17 protein-coding genes are annotated in these 19,923 nt (G+C 57.0%); 9 read left to right on the forward strand and 8 right to left on the reverse strand.

From position 1 onward, the window contains the following. Nucleotides 1-389: 389 nt before the first annotated feature. The 4 genes from GJR98_RS15050 to GJR98_RS15065 all read left to right on the forward strand — a co-directional run bounded on the left by GJR98_RS15050 (nucleotide 390) and on the right by GJR98_RS15065 (nucleotide 4,726). Nucleotides 390-992, forward strand: coding sequence for a hypothetical protein (locus GJR98_RS15050; protein ID WP_154269862.1), 603 nt, complete (start codon nucleotides 390-392; stop codon nucleotides 990-992). Next, the gene (locus tag GJR98_RS15055; RefSeq protein ID WP_151139552.1) at nucleotides 989-1,657 is read left to right on the forward strand and encodes a hypothetical protein; all 669 of its coding nucleotides are present in this window, start codon (nucleotides 989-991) and stop codon (nucleotides 1,655-1,657) included. The genes GJR98_RS15050 and GJR98_RS15055 overlap by 4 nt, the downstream gene beginning before the upstream one ends. A 228-nt stretch (nucleotides 1,658-1,885) precedes the next feature. Further along, nucleotides 1,886-4,204: an arylsulfatase gene (locus GJR98_RS15060; RefSeq protein ID WP_151139553.1), complete on the forward strand. Its 2,319-nt coding sequence runs from the start codon at nucleotides 1,886-1,888 to the stop codon at nucleotides 4,202-4,204. 279 nt (nucleotides 4,205-4,483) lie between these two features. Continuing rightward, on the forward strand, nucleotides 4,484-4,726 hold the full coding sequence (locus GJR98_RS15065; RefSeq protein WP_151139554.1) for a hypothetical protein: 243 nt from the start codon (nucleotides 4,484-4,486) through the stop codon (nucleotides 4,724-4,726). A gap of 83 nt (nucleotides 4,727-4,809) precedes the next feature. Here GJR98_RS15065 and GJR98_RS15070 read toward each other — a convergent pair whose 3' ends face one another. From GJR98_RS15070 to GJR98_RS15080, 3 genes are all read right to left on the reverse strand, one after another. Beyond that, nucleotides 4,810-5,172 (reverse strand): DUF7344 domain-containing protein, encoded by a 363-nt coding sequence (locus GJR98_RS15070; protein WP_151139555.1) that lies wholly within the window; start codon nucleotides 5,170-5,172, stop codon nucleotides 4,810-4,812. A 68-nt stretch (nucleotides 5,173-5,240) separates the two neighbouring features. Continuing rightward, nucleotides 5,241-5,900 (reverse strand): helix-turn-helix domain-containing protein, encoded by a 660-nt coding sequence (locus GJR98_RS15075; protein ID WP_151139556.1) that lies wholly within the window; start codon nucleotides 5,898-5,900, stop codon nucleotides 5,241-5,243. Nucleotides 5,901-6,017: 117 nt separating this feature from the next. Beyond that, complete coding sequence (locus tag GJR98_RS15080) at nucleotides 6,018-7,220, reverse strand: AI-2E family transporter (RefSeq protein WP_151139557.1); 1,203 nt, start codon at nucleotides 7,218-7,220, stop codon at nucleotides 6,018-6,020. 227 nt (nucleotides 7,221-7,447) lie between these two features. Between GJR98_RS15080 and GJR98_RS15085 the strand changes: the two genes are divergently transcribed. After that, nucleotides 7,448-8,365, forward strand: coding sequence for a mechanosensitive ion channel family protein (locus GJR98_RS15085; protein WP_151139558.1), 918 nt, complete (start codon nucleotides 7,448-7,450; stop codon nucleotides 8,363-8,365). A gap of 153 nt (nucleotides 8,366-8,518) precedes the next feature. Here the strand turns inward: GJR98_RS15085 and GJR98_RS15090 are convergent, their stop codons facing one another. Further along, nucleotides 8,519-9,706 (reverse strand): AI-2E family transporter, encoded by a 1,188-nt coding sequence (locus tag GJR98_RS15090; RefSeq protein WP_151139559.1) that lies wholly within the window; start codon nucleotides 9,704-9,706, stop codon nucleotides 8,519-8,521. Between the two features lie 209 nt (nucleotides 9,707-9,915). Continuing rightward, complete coding sequence (locus GJR98_RS15095) at nucleotides 9,916-10,737, reverse strand: bile acid:sodium symporter family protein (RefSeq protein ID WP_191965505.1); 822 nt, start codon at nucleotides 10,735-10,737, stop codon at nucleotides 9,916-9,918. A 615-nt stretch (nucleotides 10,738-11,352) separates the two neighbouring features. Between GJR98_RS15095 and GJR98_RS15100 the strand changes: the two genes are divergently transcribed. From GJR98_RS15100 to GJR98_RS15110, 3 genes are all read left to right on the forward strand, one after another. Beyond that, nucleotides 11,353-13,041, forward strand: coding sequence for a cation:proton antiporter (locus GJR98_RS15100; protein WP_151139561.1), 1,689 nt, complete (start codon nucleotides 11,353-11,355; stop codon nucleotides 13,039-13,041). Nucleotides 13,042-13,292: 251 nt separating this feature from the next. Continuing rightward, entirely contained in the window at nucleotides 13,293-13,448 is a 156-nt protein-coding gene (locus tag GJR98_RS15105) for a hypothetical protein (protein WP_154269863.1), read from the forward strand. A gap of 58 nt (nucleotides 13,449-13,506) precedes the next feature. After that, complete coding sequence (locus GJR98_RS15110; protein WP_151139562.1) at nucleotides 13,507-14,337, forward strand: dimethylarginine dimethylaminohydrolase family protein; 831 nt, start codon at nucleotides 13,507-13,509, stop codon at nucleotides 14,335-14,337. 115 nt (nucleotides 14,338-14,452) lie between these two features. On the opposite strand, the gene GJR98_RS15115 is transcribed toward GJR98_RS15110, so the two are convergent. From GJR98_RS15115 to GJR98_RS17720, 3 genes are all read right to left on the reverse strand, one after another. Next, nucleotides 14,453-15,352, reverse strand: coding sequence for a bile acid:sodium symporter family protein (locus tag GJR98_RS15115; protein ID WP_151139563.1), 900 nt, complete (start codon nucleotides 15,350-15,352; stop codon nucleotides 14,453-14,455). A 6-nt stretch (nucleotides 15,353-15,358) separates the two neighbouring features. Next, complete coding sequence (locus GJR98_RS15120) at nucleotides 15,359-16,762, reverse strand: DUF1254 domain-containing protein (RefSeq protein WP_151139564.1); 1,404 nt, start codon at nucleotides 16,760-16,762, stop codon at nucleotides 15,359-15,361. 1,143 nt (nucleotides 16,763-17,905) lie between these two features. Continuing rightward, nucleotides 17,906-18,568 (reverse strand): hypothetical protein, encoded by a 663-nt coding sequence (locus GJR98_RS17720; protein WP_225316434.1) that lies wholly within the window; start codon nucleotides 18,566-18,568, stop codon nucleotides 17,906-17,908. Between the two features lie 65 nt (nucleotides 18,569-18,633). Here GJR98_RS17720 and GJR98_RS17725 point away from each other — a divergent pair, with 65 nt between their 5' ends. Further along, nucleotides 18,634-19,722, forward strand: a complete 1,089-nt coding sequence (locus GJR98_RS17725) for a PGF-pre-PGF domain-containing protein (protein ID WP_225316435.1) — start codon at nucleotides 18,634-18,636, stop codon at nucleotides 19,720-19,722. Nucleotides 19,723-19,923: the final 201 nt, after the last annotated feature.

The raw sequence follows: 19,923 nt of genomic DNA on the forward strand, positions 1-19,923 counted from the left end.
GTCTCCGACTTCTCGGTACTCGGTTTATCCGCTTTCTCTCTGCTGTCATCATCGTCGTTCACGTTGCATACTGAGTGGTGGACGAGCAGCCCACTCCAGACTCACTTGGTCTCGGAACCTAGAGGCGAGCACACTCTCATGGAGACCAATCAGTGCGCTCGATGTGTCGGAACACACGTCCTCTCGCGCGTTCAGTTGTCAATCGATATAACAGTCTGGCAGAGAATAAATATGCGTTACTCAAAACCATACAGTCTGTGTTTTCTGAACGACTAGACACAGAGAAAGCCCAATTTATGCGCCAATCTTTATTTGAATGTAGAACGATTTCTAGCGCATTCCGGACGATGTTCGTCGGGTACACCGATTCACATCCATGGAGGGAAATCATGAGTCAACAGTTACCCGAAGAGTGGTTCGTTCGTGACGAGAAGATCAATGCAGCAATCGCGTGGGTGATTACTGCTATCCTCGCCATCATCGCAGTCATCGGCTTCCTCGCCGGCCTGCTCGTCGTCATGGCGATTGCAGCAGTCGCGGCGCTCGTCGCCATCACACCTGCAGCGGTCACCAAATCGTGGACACGAACAGTTTCGTGGCCGCTGTTGCTCCTTGCATCGCTCCCGTTAGTGCTCGGCGTCGGGCGACCAGCGTTCTTCACAGATGTCGTCATCGGCCTCAGCATCGCCACCCTCTCGATGCTCGTCGTCGTCGCACTCCAGATGACGACGACAGTTCGGATGACACCCAGGTTCGCGATCTTCTTCGTCATGTTGGCGACGTTGGCGTTCGCGGGGTTCTGGGCAGTGGGTTCTGCAATCTCTGCCCAGTATCTTGGAACGGCGTTCGTCGAGACCAACGAGCAACTCATGATCATCTTCACCGCAGCAGCGATTGCAGGCGTACTGGGTGGACTCCTCTTCCGCTGGTACTTCAGAAGACAACTCAAGGCGAATCTCGAAGCGATGCCTGACGCGGAGGTGGCAGCATGATTGCCGAAAAGCAGGTGAAGAAGACTGGACGAGTAGAGCGAATACTCGTCCGCATCCTCCAAGTGTTGATGCTCATCATCTTCGCGCTGGGGTTGTACTACGGAAACAGCGGTGTGTTCGTCAACGCTGGCGTCGGACTCTTCGTCACCTTCCTTCCGGGGATTCTCAAGCGCCGGTACGACTTTACCATGAACATCGGGATCGTCCTCTGGATATCCGTCGCGATGTTCCTGCACGCCTTCGGGACGCTCCCACTCCCGGGTCTCGACTTCCTGAGCCCGTACAAGGCCGTCTGGTGGTGGGACCACATGACCCACGCGCTGTCGTCGTCGCTGGTTGCAGGTGCTGCGTACGCGGTGACACGGGCGCTGATGGAGTACACAGAGTACATCAACATGCCGCCGAGGTTCATGTTCGCGTATCTCCTCATCTTCGTGATGGCCTTCGGTGTGCTGTGGGAACTCCTCGAGTTCTACATCGGTGTCGTATCCCAGCTGGCCGGCGCAGAAGAGGTTCTCACCCAGTACGGACTCGACGACACCGTCCTCGACCTGATGTACAACACACTCGGTGGACTGCTGGTCGCAATCTTCGGGACTGCACACCTGGCCGGTCTATCCGACGAACTCCTCGGCAGAATGGAAGGGGAGTCTGCAGAGCGCTGAGAAAGAACGGACAGACTCACCTCTCGAACCGAAGTTCGGGAGAGGTAGAAACTATAGATTTTCTGGACAATCATCCATCGCGTAAAAAATCGTTATTGTTCCACCCGTTGATTTCTCAGACATCCCACGGCCGAGAGAGTTGGTGGTGGAAGTCGCCTAGTCCAGTGATATGGGAGAGGAGTCACCTCGCTCGCACTGACTCTCGGCTACCTGTGGAGAAACATATCAATGTCTAACCGAGAATTCCACGGCCACATCGGCCGCACGTACGACGAATCAGAACCCTGGTGGCCCGAACAAACACGCGCTCCAGAAGATGCCCCGAACGTCATGATGGTCGTCCTCGACGACGTCGGGTTTGGTCAATTAGGATGCTATGGTGGGCTCATCGACACCCCGAACATCGACCGGATTGCAGACAACGGTCTTCGGTACAACAACTTCCACACGACTGCACTCTGTTCACCGACGCGGTCGTGTCTCATGACGGGGCGAAACCACCACTCGAACGCCATGGCTGGAATTACCGAGATTTCGACGGGGTTCCCCGGCTACAACGGCCACATTCCCCACGAGAACGGGATGGTTTCCGAGATGCTCGTCGAACAGGGCTACAGCACGTATGCCCTCGGGAAGTGGCACCTTACACCTGCCGAGGCAGGTAGTGCGGCCGGCCCGTACGACCAGTGGCCACTTGGCCGTGGCTTCGAACGCTTCTACGGCTTCCTCGGCGGCGACACCGACCAGTATACACCCACACTGGTACACGACAACCATCAGGCCGAGCCACCCGCGACGCCAGATGAGGGGTACCACCTCACCGAAGATCTCGCCCAGCGCACTATCGAGTTCATCAGTGACGCTAAACAGGTCGACCCCGACAAACCGTTCTTCACGTACTTCTGTCCCGGTGCGTGTCACGCGCCGCACCAGGTGCCCAAAGAGTGGGCAGACAAATACGCAGGAGAATTCGACATGGGCTGGGACGAAGCCCGCGAGATGATTCTCGAACAACAGAAGAAAATGGGCATCGTCCCCGAGAACACGGACCTCTCACCGCACAACCCGGACGTTCCGCACTGGGATTCACTCTCAGAAGACGAACAGCGCCTGTACGCCCGTATGATGGAAGTGTTCGCGGGGTTCCTCGAACACACCGACGCCCAGATTGGAAAGGTCCTCGACTACCTCGAAGAACTCGGCGAACTCGACAACACGATCATCATGCTCGTCTCGGACAACGGCGCGAGCGCCGAGGGTGGACCAACCGGTTCAGTCAACGAGAACCGCTTCTTCAACAACGTCCCAGAGTCGCTCGAAGAGAACCTCGAAGCGATGGACGAGCTGGGTGGCCCGAAGTATTTCAACCACTACCCGTGGGGGTGGACGTGGGCTGGTGATACGCCGTTCCAGCGCTGGAAGCGCGAGACCCACCGCGGCGGCACGAGCGACCCACTCGTCGTCTCGTGGCCCGAGGGTATCGACGCCCGCGGCGAGATTCGAAGTCAGTTCACCCACGCAATCGACCTCGTACCGACCATTCTGGAATTGGTCGGCATCGATGCACCTGACGAGATTAAGGGCGTGTCGCAGTCGCCCATCGAAGGAATCAGTTTCGCCTACTCCTTGGAGGAACCAGACGCACCCGAACAGCACACCACGCAGTACTTCGAGATGCTCGGTACTCGCGCCATCTACCACGATGGCTGGCGCGCCGTCCACCCGTGGCCACTCGGCAAGGTCATGACCGCTGAGGACCTCTCGGCGACGACGCTCGAAGACTCTGAGTGGGAACTGTACAACCTCCGTGAGGACTTCTCCGAAGCGCACGACGTGGCAGCAGAGAACCCAGAAAAGATTCTCGAACTCGCTCAGCTGTGGTGGACAGAAGCTGGCAAGCACAACGTCCTTCCACTCGACGGCCGCGGCATCCAGCGCCTCGCTGAACCCCGGCCTCAGCCCGGCAAATCCCGTGACCGGTACGTCTACTATCCGGGAACCCAGCACATTCCAGAGAACGCCGCCGTCAGGGTCCTCAACCGCGACCACAGCATCACGGCAGATATCACAGTCCCCGAGGGTGGGGCCGAAGGTGTCCTCCTCGCCCACGGTGCGCGGTCCGGTGGCTACTCGCTGTACGTCAAGAACAATCGCCTCCGCTACGTCCACAACTACGTGGGTGTCGAGGAGTACGAAGTCATCGCCGACAAGCCAATCCCGGAAGGAGAAATTTCGGTCCGAATGGAGTTCGATGCCACTGGTGAGCCCAATATGAGTGAAGGGAAAGGCGCCCCCGCGACCATCCGGCTCTACTACGGTGACGAACAGGTCGGAGAAGGCGACATCCCGACGTCGATCCCCAACACGATGGGACTGACTGCTGGCCTGAGTTGCGGCCGCGATGCCGTCAACGCAGTCACCGACGAGTACCGTGACCAGACCCCGTTCGAATTCACGGGTGACATCACACGAGTGACCGTCGACGTCAGTGGTGAACCATTCACCCACCACGAAGCCGCAATGGACCAGATAATGGCGAGAGAATAGCCCTCCAGAGAAGCCTCTCGCCTTCGCGGAGGCACAAACCGGGGACAGTGTGTCCAACACGTCGTCTCCGAACGGATTTTTGGGTAACTACGAATAGCGGCTTTTATGCTGAATGTTTCAAGAATCGGATTCTTATCTCGGATGTGAAAAACGGACATAGTATCTTCCAACCACAATTCAAGCGCTGACGGTGAGAGTCGACGCCACAGGCGAAGGGGTCGACGGTGGTACATCGCACGAATCGACTCTTGTCCCCGAGGATGTGGGGAGAGACAGTGTATGTCTAAGCAAGAATTCCACGGCCACATTCCCCACGAGAACGGGATGGTTTCCGAGATACTCGACGAGCTATACAATAGTCTCGACTCCGAAGGAATCGACCTTCGAATCGCCGAGGCGAGGGAGCGAGTCACGTCACTCCTGGAGGCCGCGGGTCTAGACGAAGACCTCGGAGATATTCGCGCCGGAGAGTCCATCGCGTCGGTCATCGACCACTGGAGAAGCGAGGACAACACGGACTGAGCGCTACAACGAACTCTTGGGAGGCGCGAGCGAACGAAACCGACGCCTCGTTAGACGACAACTGTCCGTCCAGCCCGTTACAGTCACCCAACGGGCAGTTCGTCTCGATGAGTCAGTAGCAATTGAAGGAGTGGTTCAATCTCGTTCCACTCCGAACCCGTACTGATTTCGTTCGTCTCTCGATTCCAGTCGATGAACCCCAGATTGCTGAGTTTTGGGAGGTGGACGTGAACGAGCTCAATCTGTGTAGAGTCAACACCATCACCATCGTCATCCCGGCCTTCGGTGAAGACCTCGAATGGAGCGAAAGAACCGTTACGGGTACGGTTCCTCTCTTCGAGAGCAAAAAGTAACTGGCGGCGATATGGGTTGGAGAGAGCTTCGAAGACGTCATCGATCCTCGATGTGCGCGTCGTCGTCTCGTGGTCCAATGTCTCACGCGCCATACACGGAATACGTCAGCCTGTGGGTTGAGGTTACAGGTTGACTCGTAAATCCATTTAAATATTGATGATCATTCTGAATCCGCCGTCGACGACAGAAGCGTGCTACGGAGGACTTTCTCGTTGCCGAGACGAATACGATGTGACAGCGCTTGTCTACTGATTTCGAGTTCGGCGGCCAAATCGTCGAGACTCACCTCGCTCGGTGTCGCGAAATAGCCACGTGTGAGGGCGAGAACGAGTGCTTCGCGTTGTTCGTGCGTGAGGTCGAATCTGTAGCCATGTCCGTCTTCGTCCGTGAGCGTGAACGTCCGTTCGACGGTGAGTGGGATGTTCTGTCCCGTGACATCGTCGTGAAACATGGAGAGTTTGTCGTGAGTCGAGAACCGAAGGCGGAAGAACCACTCGTCGTTGCCCCGCGCCTCGAGCACAGTCGCATCCGCTGCTGCGATGCTTTCGATGAGGTGTGTGGGTTCCTCGTTCCACTCGATACGATAGAGTCGACTATTCTCGATGGAATCGAGGAGGAGAAGTTCTTTGACCCGAGGACTGTTCCGAACGCTTTGTTCGAACAGGTCTTGGTCGTCACCGGTCACCCACACGAACGGCATAACCATACCCCCAGTCGGGACGACCCGTTCGAGTTCGAGATGCATGGTGGGCGGCCCCATCAACACCTCACCGAGGCCGAAGTCCTCGGCAGCGATTGAGAACTCCAAGATAACGCTCATACAGAGAAAGATGACAGCGAAGTATATAGAATCCACACCCACGACGCTCCGACACGGCCCTGTATCGTCCGTGTTCCGGAGACTCTTTTCCGCCGATGCGGCCGATATCGACGGGGCTCAGTCGGACGTTCCCGTGGGTTCGTCGATGTCCGTTCGAACGTCGTCGAGCCTCGTCTGTCCGTCGTCTACAGGCCACTGTTCACTCGGTTCTAATGGCCGAAGCGGCGCGTCCTCAGTGGAAGGGTGAAGCATTCTCGGGAACTTCAACTGGAGGAACAAGAAGACGACCACCATGAGGAACGGCCCGAAGAAGATGCCGTACCAGCCAAACAGCGGTGGGCCGATGAGGTAGGCGAAGACGATGAGACTCATCGGGAACAGTCGACCCGAGAGGGTCGGGCGAACGTATATTCGGATGAGATTATCGAACGGCAGTTCCATCACGACCACGAACACCAGTGGGAACCAGAGGTACGCTGGGTTCGACTGCAGTGCGAGAATGGCGAGATACGCGGTGACGACAGCGTAGACGATACTCCGACCGACGAGCGGGACGATGGTGAACAGACCCGTGATGACGGCGAGGGGAATCGGTGCCGGTATTTCGAGGCCCGGTGGGGCGATGAGATTGAACGCGAGATAGACGATTGCGGAGAGAACGATGACGACGAAGATCGTGACCGTGTATCCAAAGTAGACAGACTCCAGTCCTTCGTCGACCGCAGAGAGGTACTGCGAAACGTCCGAGTCCTCGTCTGCGATATTCGTGTGGAACCAATCGGCGAGTCGGGTGTCCTCCCGGAGGAGGAAGAACGCGAAGAGAAGCGAGAGGAATGCATTGAACAGACTATTGGCCACAGACCCAACCGTCTGCGTGAGAGACCCGAACACACCCTGAATCGCACCCCCACTGAACACTTCGCCTACTTGCCGAAGGAGTTCGATTGGGTCCTGTGGCAACGCGTCGATGGTAAACGGGAGCGCTGCGGTGATTCGCGTGACGACTTCAGCCGTGAGGAATCGACTCAGTTCGGCAATCGTGAAGAGAATCGCACCACCGAGAATGCCAACAATCGGGAGAACGATGAGCAGCAGAGTCACGACGGCAGTGATATTCTTCGACGGAAGTCGCCCTTCCAGTCGCTTTGCGATTGGGCGTGCAACGTAGTAGATGAACAACCCAAAGACGACCCACGGGAGGTACACCCACCCAACGAACGCGATAATTGCCCCAACGACGAGTGCGAATGCCCACCACCCGAGTTCTAGATGTTCGAAAATACGTCGAATCCGGTCAGCGGCACTGCTCGCTTGGCTCATACCCAACACGTACGCAGTCTGAAGGGAAATCGGTATCTCGAGTGTCAGACAATCGAGAACGTTAGAGAGACAACCCAGAGGAATCGCTCGAACGCAGTTGAGCGTACGGCGGACCAGAGCCTACGAAGCGGTCATCTATTGGCCCAGTATCCGTCGACGTGTCCACGTCAGTAGGGAGATATGAAGGCCAAGCAATCAGTTTTGTGGATAGACGTCGTTTCAGTGGTATGGCAGAATTGCTGTCACTCCAGCCGATGCTCCTCTTGCAAACCGACACAGTTTCCCAAGAACTAGCCAGGTGGCTGGCCGAACTAATAGAAGGTGAAGAAGCAAACCTCATACGGGACATCATCGCCTTCTTTCTCACACTCATTATTACCTATGCAATCGCTCGCTTCGGGATCGTCCGACACATCATGCGGGTGATGAGGCGTCGGGAGTTCGACCCTTCGATTATCAGCCTCGGTCGGCTCGTCGGGACAATCATGAGTGCGGTCCTCGCATTCGGTCTCGCGTTCGCTATAGCGGGGTTCGGCTCATTTCTGACTGCGATGTCTGCCGTGAGTGGTGCGCTGGTCATCGCAGTCGGTCTCGCAGCGAACGACCTCATCGCTAACCTCCTCGCCGGGTTGTACATCATCAACGAGAAACTCTTCGTGGTCGGCGACTGGATCGAGTGGGAAGACAACCGCGGGCGAGTCGAGCAAATCGACCTCCGAATCACGCGAGTTCGAACGTTCGACAACGAACTCGTGGCAGTCCCCAATTCAGAATTAGCGAACACAGTGATTACCAACCCTGTGGCGTATGGCAAACTTCGAATCTCGGTCGAATTCGCCGTCGGCTTCGAGCACGTCGATCGAGCAATCAACGTAATCATGGAGGAGGCAAACTCGTTCCCAAAAATCCTCACAGAGCCGACACCAAGTGTCATCGTCTACGAACTGGGAGACACCTACGTCGGGTTGAGAGCACGAGTCTGGATGGACGAACCCTCACGGCCCCACTTCAACCGCCTCCGAGGAGAGTTTATCACGAAAGTGGTTCGACGGTTCACCAAAGAAGGAATCACGCGAGACCCAGAGGCGGTCCAGCTCTCTGGTGGAATCGGAATCGATGGACCAGGAACCGTCTCGTTGGAGTGACGACGCGAGGTCGAAACCACGTCTATCGTTCGAATGTGGAAGACGTAGTCCGTCTCCACTGCACCAACAATGTCGGTGGCGTTCGAGGGCGTCAGTTTCTGCGTCTGCTATACTCGCGGAACCGCGTGTCCCAACACGTTTCTCCGTCCATGATCATCCAGGACGGACATCGTCTCTGCCAGTGTCGGGAGACTCGTCGAACGTCACTTGGTCCACCTCTCCTGGTGCAAGTTCGGGGCCTTCTTGGGTTGTGTCGACCTCACCAGACACGGCAGGGCTGAGACGAGGGAGAACTTTGGTGATGAACTCGACGATGAGCACCATCAGCAATGGCCCCATGAAGATACCGTACCATCCGAAAAGAAGTGGTCCGAGGAGGTACGCGAACATGACCAGCGCCATGTGGTAGGACTTCCCCGAGAGGTACGGACGGATGTACGTCCGGACGACGTTGTCGAACACGAGCACCATCAGCACAAAGAATACGATTGGTACCCAGAGTAACGTCGGGTTGGTGTTGAGCGCCTGTGCGGACAGTATGGCGAAGATAAGCGCGTACACGACAGAGCGCCCCACGAGTGGAATGAGCGTGAAGACACCAGTGATGACTGCCAACAAGAGAGCAGATGGAATCCGTAATCCACCGGGTGCGACGAAGTTGAAAACCATGTAGATGATGGCAGCGATGATGATAATCGCGAAGATGGTGAGCGTGTACCCGAAGTACACCGACGTCAGACCCCGGTCGACAGCACGAAGGTACGACGTGGTCAACGACTCCGTGCCAAAGACGTTCGTTTCGAACCAGCGCGAAATCTTTCGGTCCTCGACGAGCAGGAAGAACGCGAAGATGAGCATGAGGAACACGTTGAACAGCGTCGCGGTGAACGCTCCAACTGCGACACCAAACGTGTCCAGCACCGAAGAGAACGCTGGGTCTTCCAAGATGACGACGATGACATCGACAGGTTCCGTAGGCAGTCCCGACGTCTGAACAGGGAGTCTGTCGATGATAGCTTGGGCCGCATCAGAAGAGAGCAGAGATATCGCTTGCCCAAGGGCAACAGCGAGGAACGCTGCGATAAACAGGAGAATCGGGACGATGATGAACGTGAGCGTGAGCCCGGCATCGAGCGTAGGTGACGAGATACGACGATGTAATCGGCGGGAAATCGGTCGTGCAACGTAGTAGACAAACAGCCCGAACACGACCCACCCGAGGTATTCGAATCCAACCCATGCGAGAACAGCGAACAGCGCAAGGCCGACGAGCCACCACCCGAGATCTGGCCGCCGTAACTGCACACTCACCGTATCCGGAAGCCTTCGCTCAGTGGCCATACACTTCTGTACGTTCGATGAAAGGATAATGGTTTTTCACGGACGTACGGCCATTCGCCCACGTGAGAACGTATCGAGGACGTCGTGACTCCAATCTTCGCTTCTGGGAAACCCAGACGGTCGAACACAGTCACCTGCGTCGGTGAGACGAACGTTCCGAACTCGATTCGATACTCAACTGCCTGCTCCAAACGCCACTTGCCTGAAGTCTACGCCGTCGAAGGAATTGCGCGCCTCGTTCGACCCCAGTAGTACGCGACGCCTCCCGAGACGACGAACATGAGGACGGTGTACGCGACGATTGCCGAATCTGCGTTCGAGTCTGGGAAGGCCCCAGTTACGGCGAACAGTGCGACACCGATGTTTCGAGCAGCGCATGCGAGTCCGAGAATCCGACGGCCCTCTGCTGTCGGTCCACCGATGAGCCATCCAATCGCGATCGACCCAATGATGAACACCAGAAGTATGAGCAACGTCCCCGTTCCGACGAGGGATAGCAGGATTCGGATGATTCCACCGGGGTCCAGAATGACGATGACGGCGAGTGCAGCGACGAGCGAGAGATTCGAAATTCGGGCGAGAGGTTTGGTTGCCCGAGTTGCGAGGGCTGGCCTCAAGTCACGCACGAGTGCGCCGACTACTATCGGAACGACGAGTACGAGCAGGAGCGGACCGAGAAAGCGGAAGAGTGAGACGCCCTCATGGAGTTCGATGAGCACGAGTACTCCGGTGGCAAATACTGGGACGAGAACTGCCGCGACAACAGTTAGCGATGCCGTCAACTCCAACGCCTGCTTGGAGTCCTCGCCTGCCAACAGGACGAGACGGGGAATAAACGGTGCACCTGGCGCAAGCGAAATCAACACGAGTCCGGTCAACAGCGGGTCTGAGAGGTCGAACACGAACCACAGCACGACAGCAAACAGTGGGACTGCAACCACGTTTGCTAGAAGCCACCTGGCGAGGAGATTGTACGAGCGGACAGTCTCAAAGAGGTCTCCGCGTGTGAGTTGCATCCCGACGACAGCCATCGTCCCAGCCATGAACACCGATATAAAAACTCCTTGCAGTGTGCCAAGAACCTGCGTCAACGTGTCGACCGTTCCAGTAGCCACAGCGAGTATCACACTGCATCACCTCGGTACTGCACGCTCGGAAGCACGGCCATCGTCGAGTGATGTATCAGTTGTTGCATAGTGGTCCAGCAGGTCGTTGTTGGAACGCGTCGTGAGAGACGTCGTGGCTGTGACGCTCATCCAGAAGCAGGTCCTCTCTGGATGAACGTCACCGAGCCAGATGCACCGTGGCCGGGGGATTACTCCCTGGCCATGATGCGGTCCACCTCGGCTTCGTGGTGGACGAAGGGTTCACCACTGGTCTCACAGTACCAGCCACCAACGTGAATCACATCCACCACAGCAACATCACGTTGATGACGTGTTGGGGAGAACACCAGTTTACATAACATATCTACAGTATTGACAATAAATATCTTTTAAAGAATCTCTGAATTTATTAGTTGAGAGACTCTCCCTTGACGATGAAATTCTACGGATGTGTGGCCGATGACCCAGAGATAGTACAGTTGCATCAGACTCACCGGCGTCCGTACGACCATTTAAGATAATGTGAGTTAAGTAACACGTATGGCGGGGGTCGAAGAGCAGCTGATAGTCCTTCTGTATCTCTTCGCCATCGCCGGTGCTGTCGGTCTCGTAACTGCACGGTTGGCCCAGGTGCAGTACACGACCGGGCTCCTCATCGCGGGGTTACTCATCTCGATTATCGGGTCCCCGGTCGAAGTCGAACTCACCTCCGATTTCATCTTGCTGGCTCTACTTCCGGCCTTGATTTTCAACGATGCAATCAGAATCAACGTAGAGGCGCTCCGCGAGAACATCGTTCCGATTCTGGCACTCGCAGTCGTTGGCCTCCTCGCATCTATCGGTATCATCGCCATCGTGGGGCCAGTCGTGTTCGGGTTCTCACTCATCGTCGCTGTACTCTTTGGGGCGATTATCATGCCGACCGACCCCGTCTCGGTGCTCGCCGTCTTCGAAGACCTGGGAGTTCCCGAACGACTCAACATTCTCGTCGAAGGGGAGAGCCTCCTGAACGACGGTGTCTCCATCGTGGTCTACTCATCGATTCTCGCAGTCCTCGTCGAGGCAGAGACCCGAGGTGTCGAAGTCGCTGACTTCGTCACGGTCAGTGCGTTCTTCGCTGAGGTCGGAATCGGAATCCTGGTCGCACTGATTGGTGGCGCACTCGTCGGCGGTGCAGTCGGATACGTCGCGTACAAAGTCGTCTCGAGAGTGGACGACGAACTGACCGCCGTGGTCATCTCGGTCCTCGCTGCATACGGTGTCTACCTCTTCCTCGACATGCTCGGAAGCAGCGGCGTCATCGGGACACTCACAGCCGGTGTCTTCCTCGCGTCTCGTGTCGGTCAGACGGAGATTTCTCCCGAGACAAACTTCACAGTGGAAGCTATCTGGGGGTATGCGGCCTTCATCGCGAACACCATCATCTTCGTCGCCCTCGGAATCATCACCCCCTTCGACCTTCTCGTAGAATATGCCCCACAAATCGTCGCAGCCATCGTCGTCGTCTTCCTCGCACGAGCCGTCGTCATCTACCCCCTGGTCGGACTCCTCAATCGGTGGACGGACACTCCCATCTCCCGTGCATACCAGCACATTCTGTCGTGGAGCGGTATCCACGCGTCAGTCTCTATCGCACTCGTCCTCGGTGTGTCCGAACAGTTCACCGGACCACTTGCAGAGCAACTCTCAGCGCTCGTCTTCGGCGTCGCTGCCTTCACACTCCTCGTGAATGGTCCCACGATGGGGCGACTCATCGACAGAGTCGGTATCAGCAAGTCGCGACCGTCCCAGCGACTCTACGAGGCACTCGTCGGCCGACTCCACGGAGTCGACGCCGCACTCGAGACAGCAGAAAACCTCCTCGAACGCGACGAGATTCCGACGAGTGTCTTCGAAGACGTCACCGCAGTTTACAAACGCGAGCGTACCGCCCTCACTGCTGGTATCGAGTCGCTCTTGGACGACCACCCAGACATTCGGGACCACGAAGAACGACTCGGAAAACACCGCATCCTAGTCGCAGAGCATCAGGCGATTTACGAAGCGATAGTTCGAGGAGAGATAAGCAAGGACATCGGGGAACGCTTACTGGCAGATGTCGAAGTCGAACTCAACCGAATCCTGACAGAAGAGACGGGTGTGGAACGACCAACGCCAACAGGATTCAAACCCTACTGGCGTGAGCAGCTCGAAAAGGTCGGGCTAGAGGGGTCCGACGACACGAAATAGACCGCTCGCTGTCGGATAACCGGAGCGAGTCAAAGGTCCCCTCAGCACGCTGAATTGCGGAGTCGTTCAGAACCACGAACTGATTCGCATCGATTTGAAAACTAGAACTGTTCAGGGTGTAAGAACACTCACGATGCGTTGAAATCAGATTTAATTAGAATCGGTTAGTATTACTATTTCAACATGAGTGCGAAATACGCTACGAGACAACCCGAGAGCGGCCGCACAGACGAGTGTGAGGAGACCGCCGTATGAGCGACACCAGCCACCCAGAAATCAGCGTGGACTACGAGTACGGCGACCTGAAAGAAGTCATCGTGGGGTACCCCGTGATGCGATACCCCGACGCTGAGCACGCGAAGTGGGTCTCGGAGGCGCTCAAAATTCTCCCCCGAGTCCGAGGGTGACAAAGCTCTCGAACGTTCCGGGAAGCACTCAAAATACGACTTGGACAAGTTCGAACAGATGGAAGCCGAGTGCCAAGCGCTCATCGAAATATTCGACCGATTCGACGTGACTGTCTATCGAACTGAGGAACTCACAGACGAGATGGTTGCGGCGAACTTCGGCGAGAAGTGGCTCGTGAACGGATATATGACGTCGTACAGCCGTGACCCAATCTTCGTGGTAGGAGACAACGTTATCGAACTGGCACCAGGTGCGCCGAACCGTCGCGCCGAACTCCTCGCCTATCGAAAACTGCTCTACGACCGTGTGGAGCCGACGAGTGCGAAGTGGGTGCAAATGCCCATGGCCGACGCCAGAAATTTGACCGACCCCGAGTACACGAAAGAGACGCACGCTGCCCTGGAGGGTGGCGATTTGCTCGTCCTCGGCAAGACGGTTCTGGTCGGAACGTCACTCAATCCGAAAGTCGGGTCGAGCGCGCTCGGGTTCGAGTGGTTGCGCGACCTGCTCGAACCGCAGGGCTACACCGTCGAGCGAGTCCGAATCGGCGAGGAGTTCCTGCACTTGGACGTGGTACTGTCGGTTCCACGTGACGGAGTAGCCATCCTGTGTCCTGACGCATTCGTCGACGGTATCCCGTCGTACTTCGACGGGTGGGACCTCATCGAAGTCACGAAAGACCAAGCGCAGTTCCTCGCGTGCAACGGGATGCCACTCGACCCCGACAATTACATCCTCGGCTACAACGACGTCGAAGACGGCTCGACCGTCCAAGAAGGACTCGAAGAACACGGCATCACAGTCCACCGCATCGCCTACGAGAACCACACCGAAGACGGTGGCTCGATTCGGTGTACGTGTCACCCGTTAGTCCGTGAACTCAGCTAGAGTGAAGCGCGATGCCTTTGCTGGCCGAGCCCGCTTCAGTGTAGACAGAAGGTGAGTGGCTCAACAACCGATCTCGGTCTCTATGTGAAATATCCCGAGTCCATACGGGATGTTCTCACTCGGGCACCACCTTCTGGTCTCCACGGTCTCCAAGTACCTCACCAGTATCTTCGGGAGCTTTACTGCGTTTCCCGAGTTCCCCACCTGCGACCATCAGGACCACCAGCATGACCAAGGCACCGACGAGTAAGATGGTCACCACGTCCGGGTCCTGAAAGTTCTGTGCTGCGACGACGAGCGCTGCGGAGATGTTCCGCTGACCGGTTCCCAACCCCATCACTGACTTCGTATCAGCGGCTGGTCCACCGAGGACGTATCCGAGTCCGAACGAGATGGCGACGAACACTAACAACGCGAGTATCACGCCCGTTCCGATGACACTGACGAGGTTGTCGAAGTTCAGCACCAACATGAGCACCGTCAGGAAGACTAACGCGACCGTCGACGTTTGCGACATCACGGGTTGTACCGAGGCGGCGATACCGTCGTATCTAGCCTTCACGACGAGCCCAATTGCCAGCGGAACCAACATGAGTACGATGAGCGAACTGGCGATGTCGAGTGGGTTCACTTGGACACCCGGCAGTAACAGCGGGAGGACGAGTGGCACGTAGGCGACCGTCACGACCATCAAGAGTACCATCAATCCAACCCCGAATGCGATGTTGCCTTTGGCTACTTCCACGAGTTTCGGAAGGAACGGCGCTCCAGCAGCAGTCGCGAGGAGGATAATTCCGACCGATTGTCCTTCAGAGAGTGGGAACACGAAGACGAGAACGTAGGCGACGATCGGCACTAACACGAAGTTGGCTGCCAATGCTTTGGCAACCAAACTCGCGTTTCTCAAGGGCTCGAGAATCTGTGAGATGGTTAGACTCAGTCCCATCGCGAGCATACTCGTCACGACGAAGACGAGAACCGACAGGGTTGCCAGTGATTCGAGGACGACTGCCATCGGTCTTCACTCCTTTTGGATAGTGGGCATCTCGTACGAGCCATCGATGAGCGACCAGTGCGGGCCATAGAACCGCGCGGTAAACCGGAATCCCTCAGCGGGAGCGGGGAGCCAGTTCTTTGCTTTGTCGGGGTCGGTCGGCTTGTCGTGCTGGACGTAGATGACGAGTTCGTTGTTTTCGACGTGCAGCAGCCCAGCGTCTAGCATGAAGCTGTTGATACTGTAGCGGTCGAGTTCGTTGTGGACGAAGTACCCTTCAGCGTCGTATATCGGAATCGACCAGAACTGCGTGACTGGCGGCAGGTTATCGAGGTCGAACGTGATCGTGTATCTGTTCGACCCGTGTAACTGCTTCCCATCTGAACCAGTAAACGCGAACGCGGCAGTGTGTGAGCCAACCCAGTCGGGTCCCGCCCAGCCAAAGTCGGCCAATACGGCCCGGCTCATCCAGTCTGTCTGGAAGTCACCAGAGACCTGAATGACTCCCCACCCGTTCATATCGGCCAACTGTTCACGGCCGGTGTTTTTGACGTTCTCGAACCCCTTTTTGAACCCGCTAGTGAGTCCGTTCCGCGTGTCACTATCGAGGCTATCCCAGTCGAACTGTGTTCCGGAGGCAACTCCGACGCGTTCTAACCGCTCGAGCATCGCACTCTCTCTCAGTGAATCTCCGAGTAGTGGCATGCTCGGGTCGTTCAAGACGAGGGAGAGGAACGTGAAAAAGTCCTCAGCGGTCTGTTTTTCTACCTGTCGAGCAGTGAGTTCACTCATTCGTGGGAAGGTCTCGTAGTCGCCGGGGACGACTGATTGTTCTTCACGTGGCACCCCTGAGTGACCGTTTGCAAGCCACTCGCTGAGTGGCGTGATGGTCGTCTCGGCCTGTAGTTCGTTGATGTGGGCGATTTCGTCCTCGTCGGTCGGGTCGTGCAGGGCATACCGGACGTTCGCGAACGCAGTCTTCGTGGGTGCCCAGACGACGTCGGTCGTGACGAAGTCACTCGGAACCTCACCGTCGTAATCCCCCGGTAGTATCAGGTACGACCGAGCGTCGGTCCCGTTGAACTGGTTGCCGGCGTAGAGAAAATACGTCCCATACTGGCTCATCAACTGCAACGAAAAGTATCGGTCCGTCACTTCAGGCATCTCGATGACGAGGGGTTCGTCCTGTAAGTCGAGGAACGCTGTCGCATAGAGAGTGGTCGCGTTCGGCGTGACGACTGCATCGAAGTCGGCCGTTATTGGTTGGCCATCGTTGATGATACACCAGCGATTGACACCAGTGTAGACGTTACTCCCCTCGTTTTGGGTGTAATTGAAACGTGTCTCGTAGAAGATGACCTGCTGGAGGCCGTAGAGGTATGCGTCTTCAGCAATCGATTCTACATCAGGGGCGACATTGGTCATAGCCATACGTGATCACTCCACCAGAGTACGCGAGGCGTACGTCAGGAGAATATACAGACGATGGGAACACTATTAATTTCAATTTATTAGTTGACAGACTGACAGAGAATCCAACGTGTCGGCGTTCGTCGTTTTGCCTTCGTGTGGTGAACCGCTCGTGTCGTGGATTAGCTCTGTCATACAGAACGCTAATTTTCACACGATGTTGTCCATCACCCGCCTCGTTATGTCGTGAATAACCGATATTCTACAACTGTTAACTGTGTCCTGTCGAGGGACACCCAGACCACATCGACTGGGAACCAGCATTCTGTCTGCCCATAACCAAACTCCTCCAAACGTAACATTCACCAAGACCTGTCTATGACCCCCTCCAGTGATTCAGATACTGTATTTCGTCCTTCGGCGACTCCGATCGACCCAGCCGGTTCGCACCGGAACGCGGCAGCGACTACTCGGCCAAGGGTCAGACGATGAGGTCGTTGCGACGACTCCTCGTAGTCGTGATCGCCTTGATGCTGGTCATCCCGACAGGGATGAATGGCGCCCTTGCGCAACACGATGGCACGTCTGTCTACGCTGTCGAGCAGGGCGGGATGTGCTACACCGCCGAAGCGCTCGGTGACGGAAGCGAATCCGTCGAATCGTTCTACGACTACCGTAGCAACGAGACATCACCGTCTGGGATTTTCTCGTCGTACGGAACAGGCTATCTCCAAGAGAACCAAGTGAGTAGTATCTTCTTCTACCACGGTTCAGAGGGCGTCAGTCTCGTCATCCTCCACGACGAACTCGGTGACGCCCCGTACGCAGGGACAGTGACATTCACCATCGACGGTCTTCCGTCGGGGGACGGCTGGGTCGTCCAAGACGACTACTACGCAGGCGGGAACCAAGACGACGACTGGATCATAAGTGGTTCGACAGCGAAAATCGACTGGAAGTGGGCAGGCAACCGAAGTGACGGTGGTGCCTACCGCGGATTCGAGAACCTCCAAGCCGGCGACGTCGTCTCGATTACCCCAGAGTTCAACGAGGAAGCAGACCACTGGAACGACTGGCCATGGACCGGAGGAAACAACCGCACCAGCGAGTTCCGACTCATCCACGCAAACCAGAGCACAGTCACCCTCGACATGAGTCAGGACGTCAGCATAAGCGCGGGTCCATGTGAAGAACCAACTCCAACGCCGACGCCAACCCCGACACCGACCCCAACGCCGACGCCGACACCAACTCCAACCCCAACCCCAACTCCAACTCCAACCCCAACGCCAACCCCAACTCCAACCCCAACGCCAACCCCAACTCCAACCCCAACACCGACACCGACACCGACCCCAACCCCAACCCCAACTCCAACTCCAACCCCAACCCCAACTCCAACCCCAACTCCAACTCCAACTCCAACTCCAACTCCAACCCCAACCCCGACTCCAACTCCAACGCCAACCCCAACTCCAACGCCAACCCCAACTCCAACCCCAACACCGACACCGACACCGACCCCAACACCAACACCAACGCCGACCGCGACGCCAACCCCAACTCCAACCCCAACTCCGACACCGACCCCAACACCAACACCAACGCCGACCGCGACGCCAACCCCAACTCCAACCCCAACTCCGACACCGACTCCGACGCCGACGCCGACCCCCACCCCAACGCCAGAACCGACTCCGACCTCGACCCCGCGTAGCAGCGGTGGAGGCGGTGGCGGAGGCGGTGGAGGCGGCAGCAGTAGCTCCAGTAGTGGAGGGTCGTCGTCGCCGTCGGCGAAGACGCAGACGACAGAAGTGACCGAGACACACGTGCAATACGACGTGACTGGCGCCAGAGGCGGAGACCCAATCAAGTTCAGACCCCCGTCATCGATGGCTGGAGAGTCTGGTACAGAGATCCGTGAGATCACGGTTACGCTGTCACGGTCCACGCGCTCGTTCAGCATGGACGTGAGAGGGTTCACAGAGAAACCCAGAGACGTCGAAGAAGTCGACTCCGTCGACGACACAGTGCTCTACCTAGAAATAGAGGGAGACGAGACGATGGACGAGTATCTGGAAGAGGCCACCGTGGTCTTCACGCTCTCGAAGAGCGACCTGGATGCCCGGGGGACGTCTCCCGAGAACGTCGCACTCTATCGGTACCACAACGGAACGTGGGAACAACTCGAGACGAGCCTGCTGCGAGAGAACGATGGTCGGTACGTGATGGAAGCCACCACGCCCGGGACGTCCTACTTCGCGGTTGGGATTCGTCAACCGGTACTGTCCGTCTCGGACATCTCCACAGACACGAACGTGGTAGTTGACGAGACAACGTCTCTCTCCGCCGACGTCACCAACACAGGACGTGCAGATGGGAACGTCACAGTCGACCTCACAGTCGATGGCGACGTGGTATCGAACCAAACAGTGGCAGTGGCGTCTGGCGAATCGCAGACCGTCACCTTCGACTACCGGTTCGACACCGCCGGGACGTACGTCGTCACAATCGGGGAGTCGAGTACAGAAGTCGTCGTGGGTGAACCGAACCCGACCCTCAGTCTCGCAGACTTGAAGGCGGATGCAACGACCATCGGACCGGGCGAGAGTGTCACCCTCATCGCGACGGTCACCAACACCGGTGACCAAGAGGGTACGTACACCCTCACGTTCGAAGCGTTCGATAGCGTCGTCGAGACGAGAACCGTCTCCGTCTCCGGCGGACAGACGGAAGTCGTCACGTTCGAACAGACCATCGACTCGCCTGGCGAGTATACTCTCACAGTCAACGGCGAGGCCATCACCGTGAACGTGGAAGAAGGGAAATCTAAGTTCGGTACAACAGTGCCCGAACGGACTGGTCAGGACGACCCTACTGAATCGAGTGGGTTAAACTACGGCCTGTTGGCCATTATGTGGGTCCTCGTGGTCATCGTCATCGCCGCCGTCGGCATCCGTCACCGCTCGCGGGACCGCTGACCGAGACAGCCAACCCACCCATCTCCCAGTTCTCACTGTTCTCGGCGTTCACTGGTTCTTTCATGGCGTCGATTCGTACTTCCCTGAGCGAGAGCACACGACAATTGTTAACACACGTCGTCGCGTATTTCTAGGGTTGTACTCGCTTCGGTGAGAAGAGAGACACAGAGCACCGAGTCGGGTTCGACGAGGGAGGGAGAC

Origin of the sequence: Haloferax marinisediminis (genome assembly GCF_009674585.1) — an archaeon.
GTDB lineage: Archaea > Halobacteriota > Halobacteria > Halobacteriales > Haloferacaceae > Haloferax > Haloferax marinisediminis.